Source organism: Mesorhizobium sp. WSM4976 (assembly GCF_029625685.1).
Lineage (GTDB): Bacteria > Pseudomonadota > Alphaproteobacteria > Rhizobiales > Rhizobiaceae > Mesorhizobium.
Window position 1 is genome coordinate 1 of the sequence record NZ_JARTVT010000027.1, and the last position, 25,315, is coordinate 25,315.

Sequence of the window (25,315 nt, forward strand, 5' to 3'; positions counted from 1 at the left end):
CACGGTGGCGCGGGACCAACGCCCAATCAGCTCTTAAACTGATTCAACGCAATCGTGAGGTTGCCTGATGAGCGACGGAACCGCCACCCCTGCCCCCGTCAATCCCTATCTCGTGCTCGGCGCGGCGGTCGTTTTGCCGGCAAGCGGCCATGTCACGCTCGGCGTGCCGGTACGCGGCCTGCAGTTCCTGTTCTTCATGGTGATCCTTGGCTGGATAACGACCAAGCTGGCGCCGGCCGACGCCAGCTTCATCGGTCGCCATGCCGGCGCTTTCCTGATCTATGCGTTCTCGATCCTCGACGCCTACAAAATCGCGCGTATCCGCCATGCGATCTGGGTTCACAAGTCGCGCCCCCACGACGATAGTGCCGAGGATGATACGCTGTCCGACATATAACCACAGGAAAATTTCTTTCATACCAATTGAATTCGGCTCGCTCATTGAGTACATCATCTGAGAGCCAAAAAACGCCGGAGGCTGGCATGTGCGGAATCGTCGGACTTTTCTTGAAGGACAAGGCGCTGGAGCCGAAGCTCGGCGCCATGCTGTCGGAGATGCTGGTGTCGCTGAGCGACCGCGGACCGGACAGCGCCGGCATCGCCATCTATGGCGCGGCCACCGGCAATGAAGCCAAGATCACCGTGCAGTCGCCGAAGCCCGATCGCGATTTCCGCGGCCTCGACGCCGAGCTTGCCAAGGCGATCGGCGCGCCGGTCAGCGTCGCGGTCAAGTCCACGCATGCGGTGATCAGGACCACGCCGGACAAGGTCGACGCCGCGCGCGAGGTATTGCAGACGCTCCGGCCCGACATCCGCATCATGGGTGCCGGCGAGGCAGTGGAGATCTACAAGGAAGTTGGCCTGCCCGAAGCTGTCGTCGAACGCTTCGGCCTGCGCGCGATGACCGGCACGCATGGGATCGGCCATACCCGCATGGCGACGGAATCGGCGGTCACCACGATGGGTGCGCATCCGTTCTCGACTGGCGCCGACCAGTGCCTGGTGCACAACGGCTCGCTCTCCAACCACAACAATGTCCGCCGCGAACTGATCCGCGACGGCATGAAGTTCGAGACCGAGAACGACACCGAAGTGGCAGCGGCCTATCTCTCCAACCGGATGGCTCATGGCAAGAATCTGGGCGAGGCGCTGGAAGGCACCCTCTCCGACCTCGATGGCTTCTTCACCTTCGTTGTCGGCACCAAGAACGGGTTCGGCGTGGTGCGCGACCCGATCGCCTGCAAGCCGGCCGTGATGGCCGAGACCGACCAGTATGTCGCTTTCGGCTCCGAATATCGCGCGCTGACCAAGCTTCCCGGTATAGACAATGCGCGGGTCTGGGAGCCCGAGCCCGCAACCGTTTACTTCTGGGAGCATTGAGCTGATGCCGGCAACCCCAATGTCGAAGGCCGAGCGCGAGCAAGGCGATGCGAGGGTCTTCGACCTCTCGCAACATTCGCTGCGCGAATTGAACGAGGCGCTGCATAAGCTCACGCCCGGTTCGAATGAGACCGCATGGGAGGTGCTCAACCCGAAGGGCAGCCATTCGGTCGCCGTCGGTGTGGATCAACCGATCTCCATCGATGTGCGCGGCAGCGTCGGTTATTACTGCGCTGGCATGAATGACGGCGCCGCGATCACCGTGCATGGCTCGGCGGGTCCCGGCGTGGGCGAGAACATGATGTCGGGCTTGATCGTCATCAAGGGCGACGCCAGCCAGTATGCGGGCGCCACCGGCCGCGGCGGTCTGCTGGTCATCGAGGGCAATGCCTCGTCGCGCTGCGGCATCTCTATGAAGGGCATCGACATCGTCGTGCACGGCAATATCGGCCACATGTCGGCCTTCATGGCGCAATCCGGCAACCTCGTGGTGCTGGGCGACGCCGGCGACGCGCTGGGTGATTCCATCTACGAGGCGCGGCTCTTCGTGCGCGGCAAGGTCGAAAGCCTCGGCGCCGACTGCATCGCCAAGGAGATGCGGCCCGAGCATATCGAATTGCTGCAGGGCCTGCTCGACAAGGCCGGCGTGACCGGCGTCAAGGCATCGGAGTTCAAGCGCTACGGCTCGGCCCGCAAACTCTACAATTTCAACATCGACAACGCCGACGCGTATTGAGGACAGAAATGGCCTATCACAATCCTCCCACGACGCCGCGCAAATCCGCGACCTTCGACGACTACACGCTCTCCGAAATCCGCCGCGCCGCGGCGACCGGCATCTATGACATCCGCGGCGCCGGCGCCAAGCGCAAGCTGCCGCATTTCGACGATCTATTGTTCCTCGGCGCCTCGATCTCGCGCTATCCGCTCGAAGGCTACCGCGAGCGCTGCGACACCTCGGTGGTGCTCGGCTCGCGCCATGCCAAGAAGCCGATCGAGCTCAAGATCCCGATCACCATCGCCGGCATGAGTTTTGGATCGCTTTCCGGTCCCGCGAAGGAAGCCCTTGGCCGCGGCGCGACGATCGCCGGAACATCGACCACCACAGGCGACGGCGGCATGACCGAGGAGGAGCGCGGCCACTCCAAGACGCTGGTCTATCAATACCTCCCCTCGCGCTACGGCATGAACCCGCGCGACCTGCGCCGTGCCGATGCAATTGAAGTGGTCGTCGGTCAGGGCGCCAAGCCTGGCGGCGGCGGCATGCTGCTCGGCCAGAAGATCTCCGACCGCGTGGCCGAAATGCGTACGCTGCCCAAGGGCATCGACCAGCGCTCAGCCTCGCGCCATCCCGACTGGACCGGGCCGGACGATCTCGAGATCAAGATCCTCGAGCTGCGCGAGATCACCGACTGGGAAAAGCCGATCTACGTCAAGGTAGGCGGCGCCCGTCCCTACTATGACACCGCGCTCGCCGTGAAGGCTGGCGCCGACGTCGTCGTGGTCGACGGCATGCAGGGCGGCACGGCGGCGACCCAGGAAGTGTTCATCGAGAATGTCGGCCAGCCGACGCTTGCCTGCATCAGGCCGGCGGTGCAGGCGCTGCAGGACCTCGGCATGCACCGCAAGGTGCAGCTCATTGTCTCCGGAGGCATCCGCAATGGCGCCGACGTCGCCAAGGCGCTAGCACTTGGTGTCGATGCGGTGTCGATCGGCACGGCGGCGCTCGTCGCGCTCGGCGACAACGATCCGCGCTGGGAGGCGGAGTACAATGCGCTGGGCACCACGGCCGGCGCCTATGACGACTGGCATGAGGGCCGCGACCCGGCCGGCATCACCACGCAGGACCCCGAATTGATGAAGCGGGTCGACCCGATCGCTGCCGGACGACGCCTGGCGAATTACCTCAAGGTGATGACGCTGGAGGCGCAGACGATTGCCCGCGCCTGCGGCAAGAACAGCCTGCACAATCTGGAGCCCGAGGATCTCGTCGCGCTCACCATCGAAGCCGCCGCCATGGCCGGCGTGCCTTTGGCCGGCACCAACTGGATACCGGGGAAGAACGGCTTCTAGGACAACTTCCAAGATCACATAAGCGAGGAACTATAATGGGGAACGATCTCGCCGCATTCGCCAAGGAGAACGGCGTCAAATATTTCATGATCTCCTACACCGACCTGTTCAGCGGGCAGCGTGCCAAGCTGGTGCCGGCGCAGGCGATTACCGACATGCAGAAGGACGGCGCAGGATTTGCCGGCTTCGCCACATGGCTCGATCTGACGCCGGCGCATCCCGACATGCTGGCGGTGCCGGATCCGGATTCGGTCATCCAATTGCCATGGAAGAAAGACGTCGCCTGGGTGGCGGCCACCTGCGTGATGGATGACAAGCTCGTCGACCAGGCGCCGCGCAACACGCTGAAGCGGGTGATCGACGAAGCCGCCCGCGACGGCATGCATGTCAAGACCGGCGTCGAGGCCGAGTTCTTCCTGATCTCGCCCGATGGCAAGGCGATCTCCGACGAATACGATACAGCCTCGAAGCCCTGCTACGACCAGCAGGCGGTGATGCGCCGCTACGACGTCATCGCCGAGATTTGCGACCACATGCTGGCGCTGGGCTGGGGCCCGTACCAGAACGACCACGAGGACGCCAACGGGCAGTTCGAGATGAACTGGACCTTCGATCACGCGCTGGCGACCGCCGACAAGCACTCCTTCTTCAAGTTCATGGTCAAGTCGATTGCCGAGAAGCACGGCCTGCGCGCGACGTTCATGCCCAAGCCCTTCCAGGGCCTGACAGGCAATGGCTGCCACGCGCATATCTCGGTGTGGGACGAGACCGGCAAGACCAATGTCTTCGCCGACAATTCCGAAGAACTCGGCCTCTCCGCCAAGGGCAGGAACTTCCTCGGCGGCATCATGAAGCATGCCTCGGCGCTTGCGGCTATCACCAATCCGACGGTCAATTCCTACAAGCGCATCAACGCGCCCCGCACGATTTCGGGCGCGACCTGGGCGCCGAACACGGTGACCTGGACCGGCAATAACCGCACCCACATGGTGCGCGTGCCGGGCCCTGGACGCTTCGAGCTGCGTCTGCCGGACGGCGCCGCCAACCCTTATCTTCTGCAGGCTGTGATCATCGCCGCCGGCCTCGACGGCATCCGCTCGAAAGCCGACCCCGGCAAGCGCTACGACATCGACATGTACCAGTTCGGCCATACCGTCACGGATGCGCCGAAACTGCCGCTCAACCTGCTTGACGCGTTGCGCGAGTTCGACAACGACAAATCGCTCAAGGCGGCGCTGGGTGAGGAATTTTCGTCGGCATATCTAAAGCTGAAGCAGCAGGAATGGAATTCCTATGCTTCGCACTTCACGCAGTGGGAGCGCGACCACACGCTGGATATCTAGAATCCAGCGTTGCGGGTGAGCGGCCTCGGAATGACGCAATGAAATATTCGATCTTCTCGCTCGCCCGCGCCGCCCTCTCCGGCCACAAGAACTGGAAGCCTACTTGGCGCGATGCGGCGCCAAAGGATCGCTATGACGTGGTGATCATCGGCGGCGGAGGACACGGGCTCGCCACAGCCTGGTTCCTCGCCAGCGAGTTCGGCATCCGCAACGTCGCGGTGCTCGAAAAAGGCTGGATCGGCTCCGGCAACGCCGGCCGCAACACCACCATCATCCGCTCCAATTACGGCCTGCCCGGCAATACCGGCTTCTACGAATTGTCGATGAAGCTGTGGGAGCGGATGGAGCAGGACCTCAACTACAACGCAATGGTCAGCCAGCGCGGTGTGCTCAACCTCTACCATTCCGACGCGCAGCGCGATGCCTTCGCCCGGCGCGGCAACACGATGCGCATCAATGGCATCGATGCCGAGCTGCTCGATCAGGCGGCGCTGCGCAAGATGCTGCCGTTCCTGAATTTCGAGAATGCGCGCTTTCCAATCCAGGGTGGGCTGCTGCAGCGCCGCGGCGGCACGGCCCGCCACGACGCCGTGGTCTGGGGCTACGCGCATGCGGCGAGCGCGCTCGGCGTCGACATCATCCAGAATTGCGAGGTCACCGGCTTCACGCGCGACGCCAACGGCAAGGTGACCGGCGTCGAGACCTCGCGCGGCAATATCGGCGCCGGCAAGGTCGGCATGGCGGTGGCGGGCTCCTCCTCACGCGTCGCGGCGATGGCGGGCCTGCGCCTGCCGATCGAAAGCCATGTGCTGCAGGCCTTCGTCTCCGAAGCGATCAAGCCGCTCTTGCCCAATGTCATGACCTTCGGCGCCGGACATTTCTATGTCAGCCAGTCGGACAAGGGCGGCCTGGTCTTCGGCGGCGACATAGACGGCTATAATTCCTACGCCCAGCGCGGCAACCTGCCGGTGGTCGAGGATGTCTGCGAAGGCGGCATGGCGCTGATCCCGATGATCGGCCGCGTGCGGCTCTTACGGCAATGGGGCGGCATCATGGACATGTCGATGGACGGCACGCCGATCATCGACAAGAGCCCGGTCGACGGCCTCTACATCAATGCCGGCTGGTGCTATGGCGGCTTCAAGGCGACGCCGGGCTCGGGATTCGTCTTCGCTCATCTTCTAGCACGCGATCAATCGCACAAGGAGGCTGCCCGCTTCCGCCTCGACCGCTTCCAGCGCGGCGCCATGATCGACGAGAAGGGCCAGGGCGCCCAACCGAACCTGCACTGAGGCCGCCAGAAGATCATGCGTATTACCTGTCCCTTATGCGGCGAACGCGAACTCGGCGAGTTCACCTATCTTGGCGACGCCAAGCCGCAGCGCCCCGCGGCCGATGCCGGCGAGGACGCAGTCTACGACTACGTCTATCTGCGCGACAACATCGCCGGCGTGATGAGCGAGCACTGGTATCACGGCGGCGGCTGCCGGGCCTGGCTGAAGGTCACGCGCAACACGCTGACGCATGAGATTTCGGCGGTTGAGGCGGCTGCAGGCGCAGGCGCAGCCAAGGTTGGTGCGTGATGGCCGGCGATCAGGCAAACCGTCTCACATCCGGCGGCCTCATCGACCGCTCGACCGCGCTCAGCTTCCGTTTCGACGGCAAGGCGTTTTTGGGCTTCAAGGGCGACACGCTGGCTTCCGCGCTGGTCGCGAACGGCGTCAAGCTCGTCGGCCGCTCGTTCAAATATCACCGCCCGCGCGGCATCCTGACAGCAGGCTCGGAAGAGCCCAACGCGCTGGTCGAATTGCGCAGCGGCGCGAGGCGCGAGGCGAACACAAAGGCGACGACCGCCGAGCTCTATGAAGGCCTCGAAGCCGCCAGCCAGAATCGCTGGCCGTCGCTCAATTTCGACGTGATGTCGGTCAACCAGTTGTTCGCGCCGATCTTCGTCGCCGGCTTCTACTACAAAACCTTCATGTGGCCGGCGAAGTTCTGGGAGGCGATCTACGAGCCGGCGATTCGCCGCGCCGCCGGCCTCGGTCGCGCCTCTGGCGTTTCCGACCCCGACCACTACGACAAGGCCTGGGCGCATTGCGACGTGGTGATCGCGGGTTCCGGGCCGGCCGGTCTGGCCGCGGCCCTTGCGGCGGGACGCAGCGGTGCGCGCGTCATCCTGTGCGAAGAGGATTTCGTCCTTGGCGGGCGGCTGCTCGCCGATGGCGGCACGATCGACGGATTGCCCGCCGCCGAATGGATCGCGCGCGCGGTTGCCGAACTGACTGCGATGCCGGATGTGCGCCTCATGACGCGCACGACTTTGTTCGGCGTCTATGACGGCGGCACCTATGGCGCGATCGAGCGCGTCAACGACCATCTGCCGGTGCCCCCGGAGCATCAGGTGCGGCAGCGTCTGTGGCGCGTCGTGGCTAAGCGCTGCGTGGTCGCGGCCGGCGCGATCGAACGTCCCATCGTCTTTACAGGCAACGACACGCCCGGCGTGATGATGGCATCCGCCATGCGCAGCTACATCAGCCGCTACGCCGCCACACCGGCGAGACGCTTCGCGCTCTTCACCAACAACGAGGATGGCTGGCGCACGGCCGAAACGGCGATCGCGGCAGGGCTGCAGGTGGCGGCGGTCATCGATGCGCGGCAAGACGTTTCGCCGGCGCATCGCTCGCTGGCCAGCAAGGGCGGTTTCCCTGTGCTGCACGGCTCGGTCTCCGCTGTCGACGGCGGCAAAACCGGCGTGCGCAAGATTTCCGTGTCGCTGACCGGCGGCGCCCGCGCCGAGGTCGAGGCCGACGGGCTTGCCGTCTCGGGCGGCTGGAACCCGGCGGTCGGCCTCACCTCCTACCATCGCGGGCGGCCGAAATGGCGCGACGACATCGCCGCCTTCGTTCCGGACGGCGCACCGCCCGGCATGGTCGCGGCGGGCGCTGCCAACGGCGCGTTTGGGCTCGGTGCCTGCCTGCGCGAAGGGTTTGAAGCCGGCGCCGCCGCCGCACGCGATGCCGGACGTAGCGGCAATATCGGATCGATGCCAGTCGCCGACGACGGGGCCTTTTCGATCTCCCCGCTCTGGCATATCGCCGGCGAGGGCAAGGCCTTCGTCGACCAGCAGCATGACGTCACCGCTTCCGATGTCGAGCTGGCGCAGCGCGAGGGTTTTCAATCGGTCGAACACCTGAAGCGCTATACGACGCTCGGCATGGCGACCGATCAGGGCAAGACCTCGAATGTCGCCGGCCTCGCCATAATGGCTGCGGTCAGCGGCAAGTCGATCCCGGAGACGGGCACGACGATCTACCGGCCGCCCTATGTGCCGGTCGCCATCGGCGCCTTCGCCGGCCATCACCGCGACGAGAATTTCCATGCGACGCGGCTGACGCCCTCGCATCACTGGGCGGCCGAACAGGGCGCCGTCTTTGTCGACACCGGCCTTTGGAAACGCGCGCAGTGGTATCCGCGCGCCGGCGAGAAAGACTGGCTGGAATCGGTAACCCGCGAGGTCAAGGCCGTCCGCAACGGCGTCGGCTTCTGCGATGTCTCGACGCTCGGCAAGATCGACGTGCATGGCGCCGATGCCGGCGCCTTCCTCGACCGCGTCTACATCAACGCCTTCTCCAGCCTCGCCGTCGGCAAGGCCCGCTACGGGCTGATGCTGCGCGAGGACGGCATCGTCTATGACGACGGCACGACCTCCCGCCTCGCCGAGGACCATTATTTCCTCACCACCACGACGGCCAAGGCCGGACTGGTGATGCAGCATCTGGAATTCTGCCGCCAAGTGCTGTTCCCTGAGCTCGACGTCCAGCTGACTTCCGTTTCGGATCAGTGGGCGCAGTTCTCGATCGCCGGACCGAAGACCCGCGATCTCTTGAAGGAGATCGTCGATCCGGCCGAGGACCTGTCGAACGAAGGCTTCCCGTTCATGGGCGCGCGCGAGGTCAAATTGCGTGGCGACCTGAAGGCAAGGCTGTTCCGCATCTCCTTCTCCGGCGAGATGGCCTTCGAGATTTCGGTGCCGGCGCGCTACGGCGAGGCAATGGCGCGCAACCTGATGATCGCAGGAAAACCGTTCGGCGTGACGCCCTACGGCACCGAGGCGCTCGGCGTGATGCGCATCGAAAAGGGCCACGTCGCCGGGCCGGAGCTCAACGGCACCACCACGGCCGGCGATCTCGGCCTTGGCAAGATGATGTCGACCAAAAAGGACTTCATCGGCCGCGTCATGGCCGGCCGCGAGGCGCTCACCGCGCCGAACCGGCAGGTTGTCGTCGGCATCAAGCCGACCGACAAGGCGCGCCGCCTGCGCTCCGGCGCGCATGTCATCCCGAAGGGCGAGACGCCCGGCCCCGACAACGACCAGGGCTATGTCACCTCGGTCTGCTTCTCGCCGGTGCTCGACCAGTGGATCGGGCTCGGCCTCGTCGAGCGCGGGCGCGAGCGCATCGGCGAGATCGTGCTGGCGCATGATCCGCTGCGCGGCGAGGACTACGATGTCGAGCTCTGCAATCCCGTATTCTACGATCCGGATGGAGGGCGCCAGCGTGGCTGAGTTTTCCTGGGACGTCCGCAGCCCGCTCGACCGCGCGCTGATCGTTGGCCCGTATGGCGCGCAAGGCGAAGCCGGCGTGTCGCTGACCGAGATCCGCAATTTCGACCTCGTGCAGGTAATGGCGCGACGCGGTAACGCCGGCGAGATGATGGCGGCTGCGAAGGCACGCTTCGGCGTTGCCGCGCCGGAGACGCCCAGGGCTGTCGCTACGGCCGATGCGACGCTGATCTGGTCGGGGCCGGATCAGTTCCTGGTACTGTCCAAGGACGGCAAGCATTTGATTGAGGCGCTTGCCCCTGGATTTGCCGGATCGGCTTCGCTGTCCGACCAATCGCATGCTCGCGCGCTGATCAGCATCTCCGGCGAGAAAGCGCGCGCGATGCTCGCCAAGCTCTCGTCGATCGACTTGCATCCTAGTGTGTTTGCAGTCGGCGCGGCGGCCGCGACGTCGATGGATCACACGAGTGTCACGCTGTGGCGCGGAAAGGATCGTGACGGGCAGGCAGTGTTCAATCTCCTGGTGTTTGCGACTTTTGCCGAGAGCCTGTGGCACACGATTCTGGACTCGGCTGCAGAGTACGGCGTGACGATCGGCCATTCCGGGGACCTTTAGCGGCCTACCGGCAAAACTCGCCCCTCATCTGCCTGCCGGCATCTTTTCCCGTATAGTGACGGGGAGAAGGGGCTGGCCGCAACGACGGCACTCCGATCTGCTGCGTTGGTGATTGGCGAAATCGACAGCGACGTGTCCTCGCCTCGTTTGCGGGGAGAAGGTGCCCAAAGGGCGGATGAGGGGCAGCGCCGGAGTTCGAAAGACAAGCATGTCGGCAAACCGACCGCAACGATCTACCGAGAACACCGCCACCTTCTTGCCAAATCCATCTCCGCTGCTATTCTCTCAGCGAAAATAATTTTACACACAGGCAAACTTGTTTCTCGCTCGGAGGAGGGTTTGAGATGAGCCAATCGCCCTACCCCATCGTCCTGTCCGGGCCGCCCAAGTCCAGTCTGATCCTAAGGCCCGGCGAGATTCGCCTGCCGCCGGGCGTGGAGCGCTATACTGTGCAGGGCAATGGCGCCGTGCTCATCGACATCGAGGCGGGCGACAGCGTCAGCGTCGCCAATGCCGAGGGCGGCCAGCCTTGCGAATTACTCGCCTGGGACAAATCCGGCGCGACCGATCCCGGCATTTTCGGCGAGCGCTCGAACAGCAATGCCGCCGGCATCAAGGCGCTGCTCGCCGAAGGCGACGACAGCCTTGCGGCGCTGCGCCTGAGCCTTGAGGGCCGCAACGTTCAGCTCGAGCAGCCGAAGGCCGTGCGCGTGTTCGGCGGTGCCACGCCGGCCGGCACCGAGCAGAGCTTTTCCGTGCAGCGCGACGGCGCCCTGCTGATCGCAGCGCCCGGCGGGCCGATGCTGGTCGACGGCCACAACACGGCGACGCCGCTGACCGTGCTGGTGCGCCGCGCCACGATCCGGCTGAAGACAAGAGGCCAGCTTGCCGATCCGCTTGCCGATCCGGTGCTCGATCTTCGCGTCAAGTCGGCGACCGCCGAATCCTATTTCGTCAAGGCGGGCGACTATCTGCAGATCATCGATGTCGACGGCCGGCAGTGCACGGACTTCCAGTGCTTTTCGGCGCGCAAGCTGGACAAGGGCCGCGACCTGCCACTCGACGTGACGACGACCCGTACGCTGATGGGCTCGGCCTATCCGATGCCCGGCCTGCATTCGAAATATTATGACCAGGACATGGAGCCGCTGGTCGAGGTGGTGCAGGACACATGCGGCCGGCACGACGCCTTCGCGCTCGCCTGCGCCGCGAAATATTACGACGACATCGGCTATCCCGGCCACACCAACTGCTCGGAGAATTTCAACAAGGCGCTTGCCGACAACGGTATCACGCCCCGCGCCGGCTGGATGGCGATCAACTTCTTCTTCAACACGGCGATCGACGCGCAGGGCGTGATGGTGTCGGACGAACCCTGGTCGCGACCGGGCGACTATGTTTTGCTGCGCGCCCTGACCGACATCGTCTGCGTGTCCTCGGCCTGCCCGGACGACACCACGCCCGCCAATGGCTGGGACCTCACCGACATCCATGTGCGGACCTATTCCGGCCAGCACAAATTCTCGCGAGCGATCGCCAGACGCATGAAGCCCGACTCGGAACCGAAAATGACCCGCGAGACAGCCTTTCATTCGAGCTTTGCCAAGCACACGCGCGACTTCGTCGAATACAGGGGCTATTGGCTGGCCAATTCCTTCGCCAAGGAAGGCGCCATTGCCGAGTACTGGGCCTGCCGGCAGGACGCGGTGATCATGGACCTGTCGCCGCTGCGCAAGTTCGAGGTCACGGGACCGGACGCCGAGGCGCTGCTGCAATACACGCTGACCCGCGACGTCAAGAAGCTCGGCGTCGGCCAGGTCGTCTACACGGCGATGTGCTACGAGCATGGCGGCATGATCGATGACGGAACGCTGCTTAGACTCGGCAAGGACAATTTCCGCTGGGTCGGCGGCGACGATCTTTCCGGCGAGTGGCTGCGCGAGACGGCCAAGAAACTCGGCCTCAACGTGCTGGTGCGCTCCTCCACCGACCAGATGCACAACATCGCCGTGCAGGGGCCGAAGAGCCGCGACATCCTGAAAGAGGTCGTCTGGACCTCGCCGGTGCAGCCCTCGATCGGCGAGCTCGAATGGTTCCGCTTCGCGGTCGCCCGCATCGGCGGCGGCAACGGCGTGCCGATCGTGGTCTCGCGCACCGGCTATACGGGCGAGCTCGGCTATGAGATCTGGTGCCATCCGCGCGACGCCGAAAAAGTGTTCGACGCGATCTGGAACGCCGGCCAGCCGCATGGGCTGAAACCGATGGGCCTGCAGGCGCTCGATATGGTGCGCATCGAGGCCGGCCTGATCTTCGCCGGCTACGAATTCTCCGACCAGACCGATCCGTTCGAGGCCGGCATCGGTTTCACCGTGCCGCTGAAGACCAAGGCCGACGATTTCATCGGCCGCGACGCGCTGATCCGGCGCAAGGAGCATCCGCAGCACAAGCTCGTCGGCCTCGACATCGACGCCAACGTCGCCGTCGGCCATGGTGACTGCGTGCATGTCGGCCGCGCCCAGATCGGCGTCGTCACCTCCGGCATGCGCTCGCCGGTGCTCGGCAAGACCATCGCGCTGGCGCGCCTCGATGTCACCCACGCCGAGATCGGCACGGCGGTCGAGATCGGCAAGCTCGACGGCCATGCCAAGCGGCTGCCGGCCCGTGTCGTCGCCTTCGCGCATTACGATCCTCAGAAGGCCAAGCCGCGCTCCTGAGAGCGGCAACCCTTGCCTTCTTCCCTCGGGGGGAGAAGGCAAGAGCATGTTTCGGAAGCGTGATGTGCATGACATCCACAAAACGCTTGACGCGAAAGCGCGTCGGATCAATCTTCACTCTTAAGAAAAAAATACGACTGAGTGGAAACACGACGGTTGGACCATAGTGGCCGGGGAGCAAGCTTCGCGAGAGCCGAAGCGTCGCCGGCGGGGAACAGAAAAAAGGGGAAGACACAAGACATGAGCACGATAAGCACGGCCCTGGAGCAGCCTGCCGAAAGCAAGCTGCTCAGGCATATCGACTGGCGTGGCGCCTTCTGGGTGGCGAGCGGCGTTCCGGCGCTGGTCCTGTTCTCGATCGGCGGCATTGCCGGCACGACCGGAACGCTGGCCTTCCTGATCTGGACGGTGTCCATGATCATGGGCTTCCTGCAATCCTTCACCTATGCGGAGATTGCCGGCCTGTTCCCCAACAAGTCCGGCGGCGCGTCGATCTACGGCGCTACCGCCTGGCTGCGTTATTCGAAATTCATCGCGCCGCTGTCGGTCTGGTGCAACTGGTTCGCATGGTCGCCGGTGCTGTCGCTCGGCTGTTCCATTGCCGCCGCCTATATCCTCAACGCGCTGGCGCCGATCCCGGTCTTCTCCGAGGCTTCGCCGGAGGTGGTCGCCTATATCGCAGCGCATGCCGGGACGGCGCCCGCCGACGCCGTCGCCGCGGTCACCGCTGCCGCGACGCCGGCGATCCGCACATGGACGCTGTGGGGACATACGCTCGGCCCGGTCTCCTTCACGCTCAACGCCACCTTCTTCATCGGCGCGGTGCTGATGCTGATCATCTTCGCAATCCAGCATCGCGGCATCCTCGGCACGGCCAATGTGCAGAAATATATCGGCCTGCTGGTCATCATCCCGATGCTGATCGTCGGCGTGGTGCCGATCATCACCGGCCAGATCAACTACGCCAACTTCTCGCCGCTGGTACCGCTGGCTGCGGCTTACGCGCCTGATCCCGGGTCGTGGAACATCGCCGGCTGGACCCTGGTGCTGGGCGGCATGTTCATCGCGGCATGGTCGACCTACGGCTTCGAGACCGCCGTCTGCTACACGTCGGAGTTCAAGAACCCCGGCAGCGACACCTTCAAGGCGATCTTCTACTCCGGGCTGCTCTGCATGCTGCTCTTCATCCTGGTGCCTTTCACCTTCCAGGGCGTGCTGGGCCTGAACGGCATGCTGGCGACACCGATCGTCGACGGCTCTGGCGTCGCCGACGCGCTGGCCGGCATGGTCGGCGGCGGCAAGCTGATTCACAGCCTGCTGGTGATGCTGATGATCCTGGCGCTGGTCCTTTGCATCATGACGGCGATGGCCGGCTCCTCGCGCACGCTCTACCAGGGCTCGGTCGACGGCTGGCTGCCGCGCTATCTCAGCCATGTCAACGAGCACGGCGCGCCAACGCGTGCGATGTGGACCGACCTCTGCTTCAACCTGATCGTGCTGGCGATCGCCTCGGCGGATGCGACGAGCTTCTTCTTCATCCTCGCCGTGTCGAACTGCGGCTACATCATCTTCAACTTCCTCAACCTCAACGCCGGCTGGATCCACCGCATCGACAACGGCCACATCACGCGGCCGTGGCGGGCGCCGACCTGGCTGCTCGGCATCGGGGCGATCTTCGCCTATGTCAACGCCATCTTCATGGGCGCCGGCGCCAAGGTGTGGAATCCGATGGCGCTGTGGGCCGGCCTGATCACGGCTGCCTTGATCATCCCGGTGTTCTGCTTCCGCCATTACATCCAGGATGGCGGCAAGTTCCCCGACCATATGATGGCAGACCTCGGCATGGCGGGAGCCGACCTTTCGGTCAAGAAGGCTGGCATGCTGCCCTACCTGACGCTGATCGCCGGCGTGGTGGTAATGCTGATCGCCAACTGGATATTCGTCATCTGAAACAAGACAACCGACGGAATCGGGCGCGCTTCGGCGCGCCCGATTTTTTTTGCGCCAGCAAACGAGGACCGGCCGGCGCGTGACGTCGTCGAGACGTGGAGCCCGTAAATGTGGATCATCCGCCACCGTCCGATGACGATGGCGGATGTTTCCAGGTTGCCACCTTATTCCGCAGCCAGTGCCAGCTGCGGTTCTTCAATACCTTCGGCCTTCTCCGGTTCGGGCGCCTGCTCGTCGGTCTTGGCCTTCTTCGGCGCGCGGCCGAAGAACAGCGCGTAACCGGCCGGCAGCACCAGGATGGTGAGCACGGTGGCGACGAGGATGCCGCCCATCATGGCGTAGGCCAACGGTCCCCAGAACACCGCGCGCGAGATCGGGATCAGCGCCAGCACGGCGGTGAGCGCCGTCAGCATGATCGGCCGGAAGCGGCGCACGGCAGCACCCACGATCGCCTCCGATCGGTCCATGCCTGCCGCGATGTCCTGATCGATCTGGTCGACCAGGATGATCGAGTTGCGCATGATGATGCCGAGCAGCGCGATGACGCCAAGGATGGCGACGAAGCCGAAGGGTGCGCCGCTGATCAAAAGCGCCGCCGCAGCGCCGATGATACCCAGCGGACCGGTCGCCAGCACCAGCATCGACTTGCCGAAATGCTGCAGCTGAACCATCAGCAGCACAACGATGATCGCAAGCATGATCGGCGCCTTGGCGGCGATCGAAGCCTGGCTCTCGGCCGAATCCTCGGCTCCGCCCTGGATCTCGATCTTGTAGCCGGGCGCCAAGCCGGCGCGTAGGTCCTTCATGTCGTTGTACATCTTGGTGACGACATCGTTCGACTGCACGCCGTCCGGCAGCGTGGCGCGCACGCTGATCGTCGGCAGGCGGTCGCGCCGCCACTCGATGCCCTGCTCCATGACGGGCACGACCTTGGCCACTTGCGACAGCGGCACCGAGCCGCCGAAGTCGGTCGGGATGTAGACCGAGTCTACCGAGGAAAGCAGGTGGCGGGTCGCATCCGGCTCGCGGGCGACGATCGAGACCGTCTCCTCGCCGTCGCGGAAGTCGTCGAGCGGCGCGCCGGACATGGTTGCCTGCAACATCTGGCGGATGCGTTGCGAGGTGACGCCGAGGGCACGGGCACGATCCTGGTCGATCACCAGCTTCATCGCCGGCACCGGCTCCAGCCAATCGTCATGGATCGCGCCAAGCAGCGGATTGGCCTGGAACTTCGCCTTCACCTCATCGGCGATGCGGCGCACCTCTCTGCGGTCGGGACCCATGATGCGCATCTGCACCGGCCAGCCGGTCGGCGGGCCGAGGAACAGGCGGTCGACCTTGCCGCGGATCGAGGGAAAGTCCCTGGCCAGGATGCCGCGCATCTTGACGATCAGCCGCTCGCGCGCCGGCTCGTCCTTGGCCATCACCAGGAGCTGGGCGAAATTGGGATTCCTGAGCTGCTGGTCGAGCGGCAGGAAGAAGCGCGGCGCGCCTTCGCCGATATAGGTGGCAATGAAGCGCTTGTCGGGATCGTCCATCATCCTGGCTTCCAGCGCCTTGGCCTGGTTCTCGACCTCCTTGATCGAGGTGCCTTCCGGCAGCCAGAGATCGACGAGGATTTCCGGGCGCGAGGATTGCGGGAAAAAATTCTGCGGGATGAACTGGAAGGCCCACAGGCTGGTCGCGAAGGTGACCAGCGTCATCACCAGCACGATGATGCGGTGGCGCACCGCCCATGTAACGGTCGCGCGCAGCCGGCGGTAGAAGCCGGTGTCGAAGACATCGTGGTGCGTACCGGCATGCTTTCGCTGCTTGAGGATCATGTAGCCCAGCCACGGCGTGAAATAGACCGCGACGAACCACGACACGACGAGCGCGATGCCGACGACATAGAAGAGCGTGCGTACATATTCGCCGGCTGTCGAGGCGGCGAAGCCGACCGGGATGAAGCCTGCCGTGGTGATCAGCGTGCCGGTGAGCATCGGGAATGCGGTCGATGTATAGGCGAAGCTCGCCGCCTCGATCTTGACCAGCCCCTCCTCGAGCTTTCGCTCCATCATCTCGACGACGATCATGGCGTCGTCGACCAACAGGCCGAGCGCGATGATCAGCGCGCCGAGCGAGATGCGCTGCAGGTCGATCCCGATCTCGTACATGATGGCGAAAGTGGCGGCCAAGACCAGCGGGATGGCGATGGCGATCACCAGGCCCGAGCGCCAGCCGATCGACAGCAGCGAGACGGCGAGCACGATGAGCAGCGCCTCGCCGAGCGCTTCCATGAACTCGCTTACCGCGTCCTTCACCACCTCCGGCTGGTCGGAGATCTGGTCGACCGAAACGCCGTAGGGGAGCCCTGCCTCGAAGCGCTGGTAGGTTGCCTCGACATCCTTGCCGACGTCCCTGACGTTGAAACCCTTGGCCATGACGACGCCGACCTGGACGCTCTCATGGCCATTGAAACGGTATTTGCGCTCGTAAGGGTCTTCGAGGCCGGACGAGACGGTGGCGATGTCGCCGAGGCGCGTCACCTGGCTGCCGGAGCGCAGCCTCAGCTCGCGGATGTCCGCGGCCTTGGTGACGTCGCCCTCGACCGAGATGCGCACCGACCGCAGGCCAGTGTCAACCGAGCCGGCCGGATCGACGGCGTTCTGCCCTTTAACGGCGTTCTGCAGGTCGAGGATGGTCAGGCCGCGCTCGGCCAGCGCCTTGGAGGAGACGTCGATATAGATCTTCTCCGGCTGGTCGCCGATGATGACGGCTTTTTCGACGCCGGGCGTCGTCAGCAGCATGTCGCGCGCCTGGATGGCGAATTTCTTCAGCTCCGGATAGGTGAAGCCGTCGCCGCTGATCGAATGCAGCGTGATGAAGGTGTCGCCGAACTCGTCGTTGAAATAGGGACCGAGCAGGCCTTGCGGCAATTCGCTGGAAATGTCGCCGACCTTCTTGCGCACTTGGTAGAAGGCGTCCTTCACCTCCTCCGCATTGGTGTCGCCCTTCACCTGCAGCGTGATGATGGCGCTGCCGGCGCGGGTGTAAGAGCGTACGAAATCGAGATGCGGGGTTTCCTGCAGCTTGCGCTCGATCTTGTTGACGACCTGGTCCTCCATGTCCTGGATCGAGGCGCCGGGCCAGATCGCCTGCACCACCATGACGCGGAAGGTGAAGTCAGGGTCTTCCTTCTGGCCCATGCGCATAAGGCCGAGCGCGCCGGCCAGGATGATCAACCCGAACAGGAAGCGCGCGATGCTCGGATGTCCGATCGCCCAGCGCGAAAGGTTGAAGGGCCGCTTTTCAGTGCTGCTGTCGGTCGTGGTCATGGCGCAGTCCAGTCCAATTGGCCGGCAATGCACAGCTGGCATTGCCCGTGAATTCTCGGTCGGGTTTCCGGGCGGCAAGACCCTCAAGCGGAGAGACTCGCAAATCGCGCTGGACGCGGCACTGCCGCGGGGGAAGCCAACATGCCGGCGTCCCGCGATCGGGCGTCCGCCGCCCGGAACCCATGCCCTCCCCCGGCTCGCGGCTCGACGCAGCGAGAGCGGGAAAGGCGTCTGTCGCGCCTGGTTAGCGCAGGCTGCTGGTGCTCGCGACGTCCTCCGCCGAGGCGGATTGCTGGGCGTCGCTGGAAAGCTTGACCTTCAGATTGTCGGTCATGAACTGGGTGCCGGCCGCGACCACGACATCGCCCTGTTTCAGGCCGTCGGCCACAGCGACGCAGTCGGCCGTGAAGTTGGCGACCTTGATCGGGCGCGGATGCACCGTGTCGGAGGCGCGATCGACCGTCCAGACGATCTGCTTTCCGTCCTTCTCGGTCATGGCGGTTAGCGGGATAGAGACGAGCTCAGCCTTGCTGCCGACGGTCGCCCGAACATTGGCGGTCATGCCGAGCAGCACGCGCGGATCGTTGGGCAGCGACACTCGAACGGCGAAGGTGCGCGACTGCGGATCGGCGCTGCCGGCGACCTCGCGGACCTTGCCTTCAAGCGTGAGCCCTTCGTCCGACCAGAAGGTCGCCTTGACCTCCTTGCCGGGCCTGAAACCGGCGATGTCCATCTCCGGCACCGCGATCGACACTTCCTTCTCGCCATCGACCGCGACGGTCATGACGGGCGTGCCGGCGGCGACCACCTGGCCGACATCGGCGGAAATGGCGGTCACGATGCCGTTCTTGCTGGCTTTCAGATCGGCGTATTGAACCTGGTTCTGCGCCTGGGCCAACGTCGAACGAGCGGCATCGCGCGTCGCCACGGCCTGGTCGTAGGTCAGCCGCGCCTGGTCGAGCTGCGACTTCGGCGCGAAATTCTTCGCATAGAGCTGCTCGGCGCGCTTCCTGGCGAGATCGACGGTTTCCACCTGGCGCTCGGCCGCGTCGAGGCTGGCCGCGGCACTCTTCACCGACAATTCGTAGTCGGCAGGATCGATGCGGGCGAGCACGTCGCCCTCGTTCACATGCTGGCCGATATCGACCAGACGCTCGGTGACCTTGCCGGCGATGCGGAAGCCGAGATTCATCTCGGTGCGGGCGCGCACCGAACCGGAATAATCGAGCTGACGCGTGGTCTGCGCCTCGCCGATCTCGACCACTTTCACGGGCCGGACGACTTGCTGGACGACCTCGGCCTTCTCCTGGCTGCACCCAGCAAGGCCAAGTGCTGCCGCTATAACGGCGGCGGCTGGGAGGCCGGCGGCCGGCAGTCGTCGGAGAATGGAACTGGGGAGGATGGAACTGGACAAAGACACCTTAGCACTCCCGAACTGGAGATGATCTGTCGAAACCGCGCCCGGCGGGCGGCGGCTATTTCAAGGCTCTGATGGCGTAGTCAATAAGTTCGTCGGGCATTGCCCGATTGGTCTTGGCAAGGCACTGCGCCACCATCTGCGGGTGGCAGAGAATGACGGTCGCGGCGCCGAAGCAGCGCGAGGCGGTTTCCGGATCCTGCTTCCTGAACTCGCCGGCCTCGATGCCCTCGCGGATTACTTCGGCATAGAGGTCGTGGATGCTGTTCACATGCGCATCGATGACGCCCCAGTCGCGCTCCAGCGCGACGATGACCATCTCATGCACCTTCTCCTGATCGAGCATGACCTCCAGCGTCATCTTGTACTGGGCATGGATGTAGCGGCGCAGCCGTTCCTCGGCGCTGACCGGCATATGCATGATCTCATAGGCCATCTTGTAGCTGGCGCCGAGCATGCGGCCGCAGACGGCCTGGTGGATTTCGACCTTGGAGGCAAAGAAGCGGTAGATGTTGGCCGGCGACATGCCGAGCTCGCGGGCAATGTCGGCGACGTTGGTCTTGCCGTAGCCATAGTGGCGGAACAGCCGCTCGGCGCAGTCGAGAATGCGGGTCACATTCTCCTGCCGGGCGGGGTCTGTCACGATGTTGGCGGCTTCTGACATGGCTCTTTCGTTGACAAGTGACGAATTTCAATTTTCGTCAGTCGTAAAACGAAAGGAGGGAGGAGTCAACGCCGAATCGACGTACGCGTATAATTTGGTGACAGATGGTGACAGTTTGCAGGGTGCTAATTTGCGCCGGCGCCATTCCGGCAACGCCGGCAATTGGCGAAAGCGGGCGCGCGAATCTCCCCCTTGTGGGGGGATGTCCGGCAGGACAGAGAAGGGCGCTGTCCCGCCGGCGTGGGCTTTTTCGCCTCGCTGAACTACGCTTCCTTTGCCATTTCCCGCAGCCGGAACTTCTGAATCTTGCCGGTCGAGGTCTTCGGGATTTCCGCGAACACCACCGCTTTCGGCACCTTGAAGCGGGCCAGCAATCCCCGGCAATGTTCTATGATCTCGGCTTCTGTCGCGGCCCTGCCGGGCTTCAGCTCGACATAGGCGACCGGCACCTCGCCCCACTTCTCATCGGCGCGGGCGACCACGCCGCAGGAGGCGACCGACGGATGCTTGTAGAGCGCGTCCTCGACCTCGATCGAGGAGATGTTCTCGCCGCCCGAGATGATGATGTCCTTCGAGCGGTCCTTGAGCTGGATGTAGCCGTCGGGGTGCATGACGCCGAGATCGCCGGAATGGAACCAGCCGCCGGCGAAGGCCTCGTCGGTCGCCTTCCTGTTCTTCAGATAGCCCTTCATGACGATGTTGCCGCGGAACATCACCTCGCCAATGGTCTCGCCATCGGCCGGCGTCTCGACCATCGTCTCCGGGTCCATGATCGTCAGCCCTTCCAGGGCGGCATAGCGTACGCCCTGGCGCGCCTTCTTCGCCGTCCTCGGCCCCTTCTCCAGCGCGTCCCACTCATTGTGCCATTCGTTGACGACGGCCGGGCCGTAGGTCTCGGTCAGGCCGTAGAGATGGGTGACGGCGAAACCGGCGTCTGCCATGCCGGACAGCACCGCTTCCGGTGGCGGCGCGGCGGCCGTGTTGAAGGTGACGGTCTGCGGGAACTGGCGCTTGTCCTCGTCCTTCGCGTTGATCAGAACCGACATGACGATCGGCGCGCCGCAGAGATGGGTGACGCCGTGATCGGCAATCGCGTCATATATCGGTTTCGCCCGCACCCAGCGCAGGCAGACATGCGTGCCGGCCTGGACGGCAAGCGTCCAGGGGAAACACCAGCCGTTGCAATGGAACATCGGCAGCGTCCACAGATAGACCGCGTGCCTCGCCATGCCGGCGTGGATGGTATTGGTGTAGGCCATCAGGGCGGCGCCACGATGATGATAGACGACGCCCTTCGGGTTGCCGGTGGTGCCGGACGTGTAGTTGAGCGAGATGGCGTCCCATTCGTCGTCCGGCATCGACCACGCGAACGCCTCGTCGCCCGCGGCGACGAAATCCTCATAGTCGAGCACGCCGATCCGGTCACCCTTCGGATAGGGAGCGTCGGCGGCATAATCGGGATCATCATAGTCGATGATCAATGGCTTGGCCTTGGCCAACGCCAGGGCCTCCTTGACCACGCCCGAGAATTCGCGGTCGACGATCAGCACCTTCGTGTCGGCATGATCGAGCTGAAAGGCGATGATGGCGGCGTCAAGACGGGTGTTCAGGGAATGCAGCACCGCCTTGGTCATCGGCACGCCAAAATGCGCTTCCAGCATCGGCGGCGTGTTGGAGAGCATCACCGTCACCGTGTCGCCCTTGCCGATGCCGTGCCTCGCAAGTGCCGAGGCGAGCTTCAGCGAGCGGCGCCAGAACTCGCGATAGGTCACGCGCTGGCGGCCATGGATGATGGCGACATGGTCGGGATAGGTCTTGGCCGTGCGTTCAAGGTAGGTGAGCGGCGTCAGCGGCTGGTAGTTGGCGGCGTTCCTGTCGAGATCCTGTTCGTAGGGATTGGCCATCCCGTTCTCCCCAAAGTTCTTTTCGAACCTTCTAACCTCAGGCCCGCTGTGACGCTATCCCTCCGAGTGGCTGAAAATGCTATGATCCGGCTGCTTAACGGAACGGCGATCTCCGCCGAGCCGTGCCGACAGGTAAACGCGTCCGCTCACCCAAGTTTGACTTTTGTCGAGAGCCGTGACTAATGTCAACCGAGGAGGCGGCATGGCGATCAGACCGGCAGAACAGCTCATCCACAAGGCCGCCTGGCTTTACTATGCGCATGGCCTTCGCCAGGACGAAGTGGCGAGCCAGCTCAACATTTCACGCGCCTCTGTCGCCATGTATCTGCGCAAGGCGCGCGAGACCGGCATCGTCAACATCTCGACCTCGACGCAGCTCTTCACCGACGATGTCATTGCGCGCAAGGTTGAAGACGCCTTCGGGCTCGACGCCGTCTGGATCGCGCCGGAAAACGCCTATCTCGCCGATCCTTCGACCGACATAGCGGTGCTCGCCGCCAGCGTCTTTCTCGAGTTGGTGAAGAAGGGCGACCGCATCGGCGTCGCCTGGGGCCGCACCGTCTACACGATCGCCGACGTCATGTCCTTTGCCGACCTGCAGGACGTCACCGTGGTGCAGCTCTGCGGCAACCTCGGCGCGCCCTATTCCTACCGGCCCGACCAGTGCACGATGGAGATCGCGCGACGGCTCAACGCCAAGGGCCTGAATTTCTATGCTCCGCTGGTGCTGTCGACGGAAGAGCTGGCAAAGAGCCTGCGCGCCGAGCCGGTGATCCGCGATCAGCTCGCCGGCATTGCCGACTGCGATCTGGCGCTCTATTCCGTCGGCGCGGTCGACGCCGACAGCCATCTGGTGAAATGCGGCGCGCTGACGCCGGCCGAGATGGAGGCGCTGCGCAGCCAGGGTGCAGCCGGCGTCATTGCCGGGCAGATCATCGACGCCAGGGGCGAGGTGCTCGACTGCAGCTACAACCGGCGCGTCATCTCCGCTGCGCTCGCCTCGCTGCGCGCCATCGAGAAGCGGCTGATGGTGGTGCAGGAAGATACGAAGTTCGAGCCGCTGCTTGCGGCCATCGCCGGCGGGCTCTGCACGCATCTGGTGATCGGCGCGCATATGGCCGAGCGACTTCTAGCGCACGCCGGCCCGGCAACCAAGAAGGCCTCTTAGAAAACCACCCTCGCCGCTTCTGTCACACAGGCGTCGCGGCTTTCTGTTCATGAGCAAAAAGACGAGTATCGGACGCAACGACATGAAGAACCTTTGGAACGACGCCGACGCGGAAAAGATGGTTGCCGACTACGCCAGGAAGGGTGTCGGCGGCGACCTCGCGCTGCGCGTCTACACGACCCGCCTGCTCGGCGGTGAGCCGCGGCTGGTGCTGCATGGCGGCGGCAACACGTCTTGCAAGACCAAGGCCACCGACCTGCTTGGCGACGAATGGGACGTGCTGTGCGTCAAGGGCAGCGGCTGGGACATGGCCGTCATCGAGCCGCAAGGCCTGCCGGCGGTGAAGATGGGCGCGCTGCTCAAGGCGCGCGGATTGGACAAGCTCTCCGACGAGGACATGGTGGCGCTGCAGCGCTCCAACCTCATCGACCCCGCCTCCCCCAATCCGTCGGTCGAAACGCTGCTGCACGCTTTCCTGCCGCACAAATTCGTCGACCACACGCATTCGACCGCAATTCTCGCCATCGTCGACCAGGAGGACAGCAAGCCGCTGATCAAGACCGTGTTCGGCGACAAGATGGGTTATGTGCCCTACATTAAGCCAGGCTTCGACCTCGCCAAGGTGGCGGCCGACGTCTATGACGCCGACCCGAGCGTTGAGGGCTTGATCCTCGACAAGCACGGCATCTTCACCTTCGGCGACGATGCCAGGCAGGCCTATGATCGCATGATCCACTATGTGAATGTCGCCGAGGAGTATGTCGCCAGGAACGGCAAGCCGCAGGCGGCCAAGGCGGCGCTGCCCGCAAAGCTCGCCAAGCCGGGCGACATCGCGCCGACATTGCGCGGCGCGGTTGCCGTGGCGCGCGGCGAAGGCCATTTCGACCGCATGATCAGCGACTTCCGCACCTCGGCCGCTATCGTCGATTTCATCAATTCTGCCAAGATTTCCGAGTTGGCTGCCCGCGGCGTGTCGACGCCTGACCTGTCGATCCGCATCAAGACCGGGCCGATGGCGGTGCCAGCGCCGGACGCCGACAAGCTCGGCGACTACAAGGCCGTGGTGCGCAGCCATGTCGAGGCGTTCGTCAAGGACTACACCGCCTATTTCGAGACCAATGACGCGCTGGACGACGTCAAGCGCACCATGCTCGACCCGATGCCGCGCCTGACGCTGGTTCCGGGGCTGGGCATGTTCGGACACGGCCGCACGCTGAAGGATGCCAAGATCGCCTCCGATGTCGGCGAGATGTGGATCGAGGCGGTGCGCGCCGCCGAAGCCGTCGGCAATTTCCATCCGCTCTCCAAGGCCGATCTGTTTCCGCTCGAATACTGGTCGCTGGAGCAGGCCAAGCTTGCCTCCAACAAGCCGAAACCGCTGACCGGCCAGGTCATGCTTGTCACCGGCGGCGCCGGCGCCATAGGCGCCGCGACAGCCAAGCTGTTCGCGGCCAATGGCGCGCATGCGGTGATCGTCGACCTCGACCCCGCCAAGGCCGCGGAAGCGGCCAAGGCGGCCGGCAACAATTCGATCGGCGTCGGCGCCGACATCACCAAGCCGGCCGAGATGCGTGCCGCCTTTGACAAGGCGGTCGCGGTCTATGGCGGCGTCGACATTCTGGTTTCGAACGCAGGAGCTGCCTGGGAAGGCCGTATCGGCGAGCTCGACGACGGCACCTTGCGCAAGAGCTTCGAGCTCAACTTCTTCGCCCACCAGTCGGCGGCGCAGAATGCGGTGCGCATCATGCTGGAGCAGGGCACGGGCGGCGTGCTGCTCTTCAACACCTCCAAGCAGGCGATCAATCCGGGGCCGAAATTCGGCGCCTACGGAATTCCCAAGGCGGCGACCTTGTTCCTGTCGCGGCAATATGCCCTGGACTATGGCGCTTATGGCATCCGCTCCAATGCGGTCAACGCCGACCGGATCCGCTCCGGACTCCTGACCGACGCCATGATCGCCAGCCGTTCCGGCGCGCGCGGCGTGTCGGAGAAGGAATACATGTCCGGCAATCTGCTTGGGCAGGAAGTGACGGCCGACGACGTGGCGCAGGCCTTCCTGCACCAGGCGCTGGCCGAGCGTACCACCGCCGATGTGACCACCGTCGACGGCGGCAATATCGCGGCCGCGCTGCGCTGACGAATATCGTTGCAGCGGTTCGTCGTTTCACGAATACGACGAACCGCTCGATCGCCTCGCGTTGACGCCTC

Annotated in this window: 17 protein-coding genes; 13 read left to right on the forward strand and 4 right to left on the reverse strand. The window is 64.4% G+C overall.

Annotated elements, in window-relative coordinates; all coding sequences use genetic code 11:
• The first annotated feature begins 67 nt into the window (after nucleotides 1-67).
• From P9272_RS27725 to P9272_RS27775, 11 genes are all read left to right on the forward strand, one after another.
• Nucleotides 68-397: a hypothetical protein gene (locus P9272_RS27725; protein ID WP_278162966.1), complete on the forward strand. Its 330-nt coding sequence runs from the start codon at nucleotides 68-70 to the stop codon at nucleotides 395-397.
• Between the two features lie 86 nt (nucleotides 398-483).
• Nucleotides 484-1,380, forward strand: a complete 897-nt coding sequence (locus P9272_RS27730) for a glutamine amidotransferase family protein (protein ID WP_278162967.1) — start codon at nucleotides 484-486, stop codon at nucleotides 1,378-1,380.
• A 4-nt stretch (nucleotides 1,381-1,384) separates the two neighbouring features.
• The gene (locus P9272_RS27735; protein ID WP_278162969.1) at nucleotides 1,385-2,116 is read left to right on the forward strand and encodes a GXGXG domain-containing protein; all 732 of its coding nucleotides are present in this window, start codon (nucleotides 1,385-1,387) and stop codon (nucleotides 2,114-2,116) included.
• Between the two features lie 8 nt (nucleotides 2,117-2,124).
• Nucleotides 2,125-3,453, forward strand: a complete 1,329-nt coding sequence (locus tag P9272_RS27740; RefSeq protein WP_128258961.1) for an FMN-binding glutamate synthase family protein — start codon at nucleotides 2,125-2,127, stop codon at nucleotides 3,451-3,453.
• Nucleotides 3,454-3,488: 35 nt separating this feature from the next.
• Nucleotides 3,489-4,796 (forward strand): type III glutamate--ammonia ligase, encoded by a 1,308-nt coding sequence (gene glnT, locus P9272_RS27745; RefSeq protein WP_128258962.1) that lies wholly within the window; start codon nucleotides 3,489-3,491, stop codon nucleotides 4,794-4,796.
• Between the two features lie 38 nt (nucleotides 4,797-4,834).
• On the forward strand, nucleotides 4,835-6,088 hold the full coding sequence (locus P9272_RS27750; RefSeq protein WP_128258963.1) for a sarcosine oxidase subunit beta family protein: 1,254 nt from the start codon (nucleotides 4,835-4,837) through the stop codon (nucleotides 6,086-6,088).
• Nucleotides 6,089-6,103: 15 nt separating this feature from the next.
• Nucleotides 6,104-6,379 carry a sarcosine oxidase subunit delta gene (locus P9272_RS27755; protein ID WP_278162971.1) on the forward strand — a complete coding sequence of 92 codons (276 nt, stop codon included), beginning with the start codon at nucleotides 6,104-6,106 and terminating at the stop codon, nucleotides 6,377-6,379.
• Complete coding sequence (locus P9272_RS27760) at nucleotides 6,379-9,360, forward strand: sarcosine oxidase subunit alpha (protein WP_278162973.1); 2,982 nt, start codon at nucleotides 6,379-6,381, stop codon at nucleotides 9,358-9,360. The genes P9272_RS27755 and P9272_RS27760 overlap by 1 nt, the downstream gene beginning before the upstream one ends.
• Nucleotides 9,353-9,973, forward strand: coding sequence for a sarcosine oxidase subunit gamma family protein (locus P9272_RS27765; protein ID WP_128259048.1), 621 nt, complete (start codon nucleotides 9,353-9,355; stop codon nucleotides 9,971-9,973). The genes P9272_RS27760 and P9272_RS27765 overlap by 8 nt, the downstream gene beginning before the upstream one ends.
• 344 nt (nucleotides 9,974-10,317) lie before the next feature.
• Entirely contained in the window at nucleotides 10,318-12,687 is a 2,370-nt protein-coding gene (locus P9272_RS27770) for an aminomethyltransferase family protein (protein ID WP_278162974.1), read from the forward strand.
• A 240-nt stretch (nucleotides 12,688-12,927) separates the two neighbouring features.
• On the forward strand, nucleotides 12,928-14,637 hold the full coding sequence (locus P9272_RS27775) for an APC family permease (protein ID WP_278162975.1): 1,710 nt from the start codon (nucleotides 12,928-12,930) through the stop codon (nucleotides 14,635-14,637).
• A 164-nt stretch (nucleotides 14,638-14,801) separates the two neighbouring features.
• Here P9272_RS27775 and P9272_RS27780 read toward each other — a convergent pair whose 3' ends face one another.
• The 4 genes from P9272_RS27780 to P9272_RS27795 all read right to left on the reverse strand — a co-directional run bounded on the left by P9272_RS27780 (nucleotide 14,802) and on the right by P9272_RS27795 (nucleotide 21,939).
• The gene (locus P9272_RS27780; protein WP_278162976.1) at nucleotides 14,802-17,954 is read right to left on the reverse strand and encodes an efflux RND transporter permease subunit; all 3,153 of its coding nucleotides are present in this window, start codon (nucleotides 17,952-17,954) and stop codon (nucleotides 14,802-14,804) included.
• Nucleotides 17,955-18,198: 244 nt separating this feature from the next.
• A complete protein-coding gene (locus P9272_RS27785; RefSeq protein ID WP_278163062.1) occupies nucleotides 18,199-19,368 on the reverse strand; it encodes an efflux RND transporter periplasmic adaptor subunit in 1,170 nt (389 codons plus the stop codon).
• Between the two features lie 61 nt (nucleotides 19,369-19,429).
• Nucleotides 19,430-20,035: a TetR family transcriptional regulator gene (locus P9272_RS27790; RefSeq protein ID WP_128258968.1), complete on the reverse strand. Its 606-nt coding sequence runs from the start codon at nucleotides 20,033-20,035 to the stop codon at nucleotides 19,430-19,432.
• A 263-nt stretch (nucleotides 20,036-20,298) separates the two neighbouring features.
• Nucleotides 20,299-21,939 carry an acyl-CoA synthetase gene (locus tag P9272_RS27795; protein ID WP_278162977.1) on the reverse strand — a complete coding sequence of 547 codons (1,641 nt, stop codon included), beginning with the start codon at nucleotides 21,937-21,939 and terminating at the stop codon, nucleotides 20,299-20,301.
• Nucleotides 21,940-22,141: 202 nt separating this feature from the next.
• On the opposite strand from P9272_RS27795, the gene P9272_RS27800 reads away from it, so the two are divergent.
• Nucleotides 22,142-23,107, forward strand: a complete 966-nt coding sequence (locus P9272_RS27800; RefSeq protein WP_278162979.1) for a sugar-binding transcriptional regulator — start codon at nucleotides 22,142-22,144, stop codon at nucleotides 23,105-23,107.
• A gap of 82 nt (nucleotides 23,108-23,189) precedes the next feature.
• Nucleotides 23,190-25,244 (forward strand): bifunctional aldolase/short-chain dehydrogenase, encoded by a 2,055-nt coding sequence (locus P9272_RS27805; RefSeq protein ID WP_278163063.1) that lies wholly within the window; start codon nucleotides 23,190-23,192, stop codon nucleotides 25,242-25,244.
• Nucleotides 25,245-25,315: the final 71 nt, after the last annotated feature.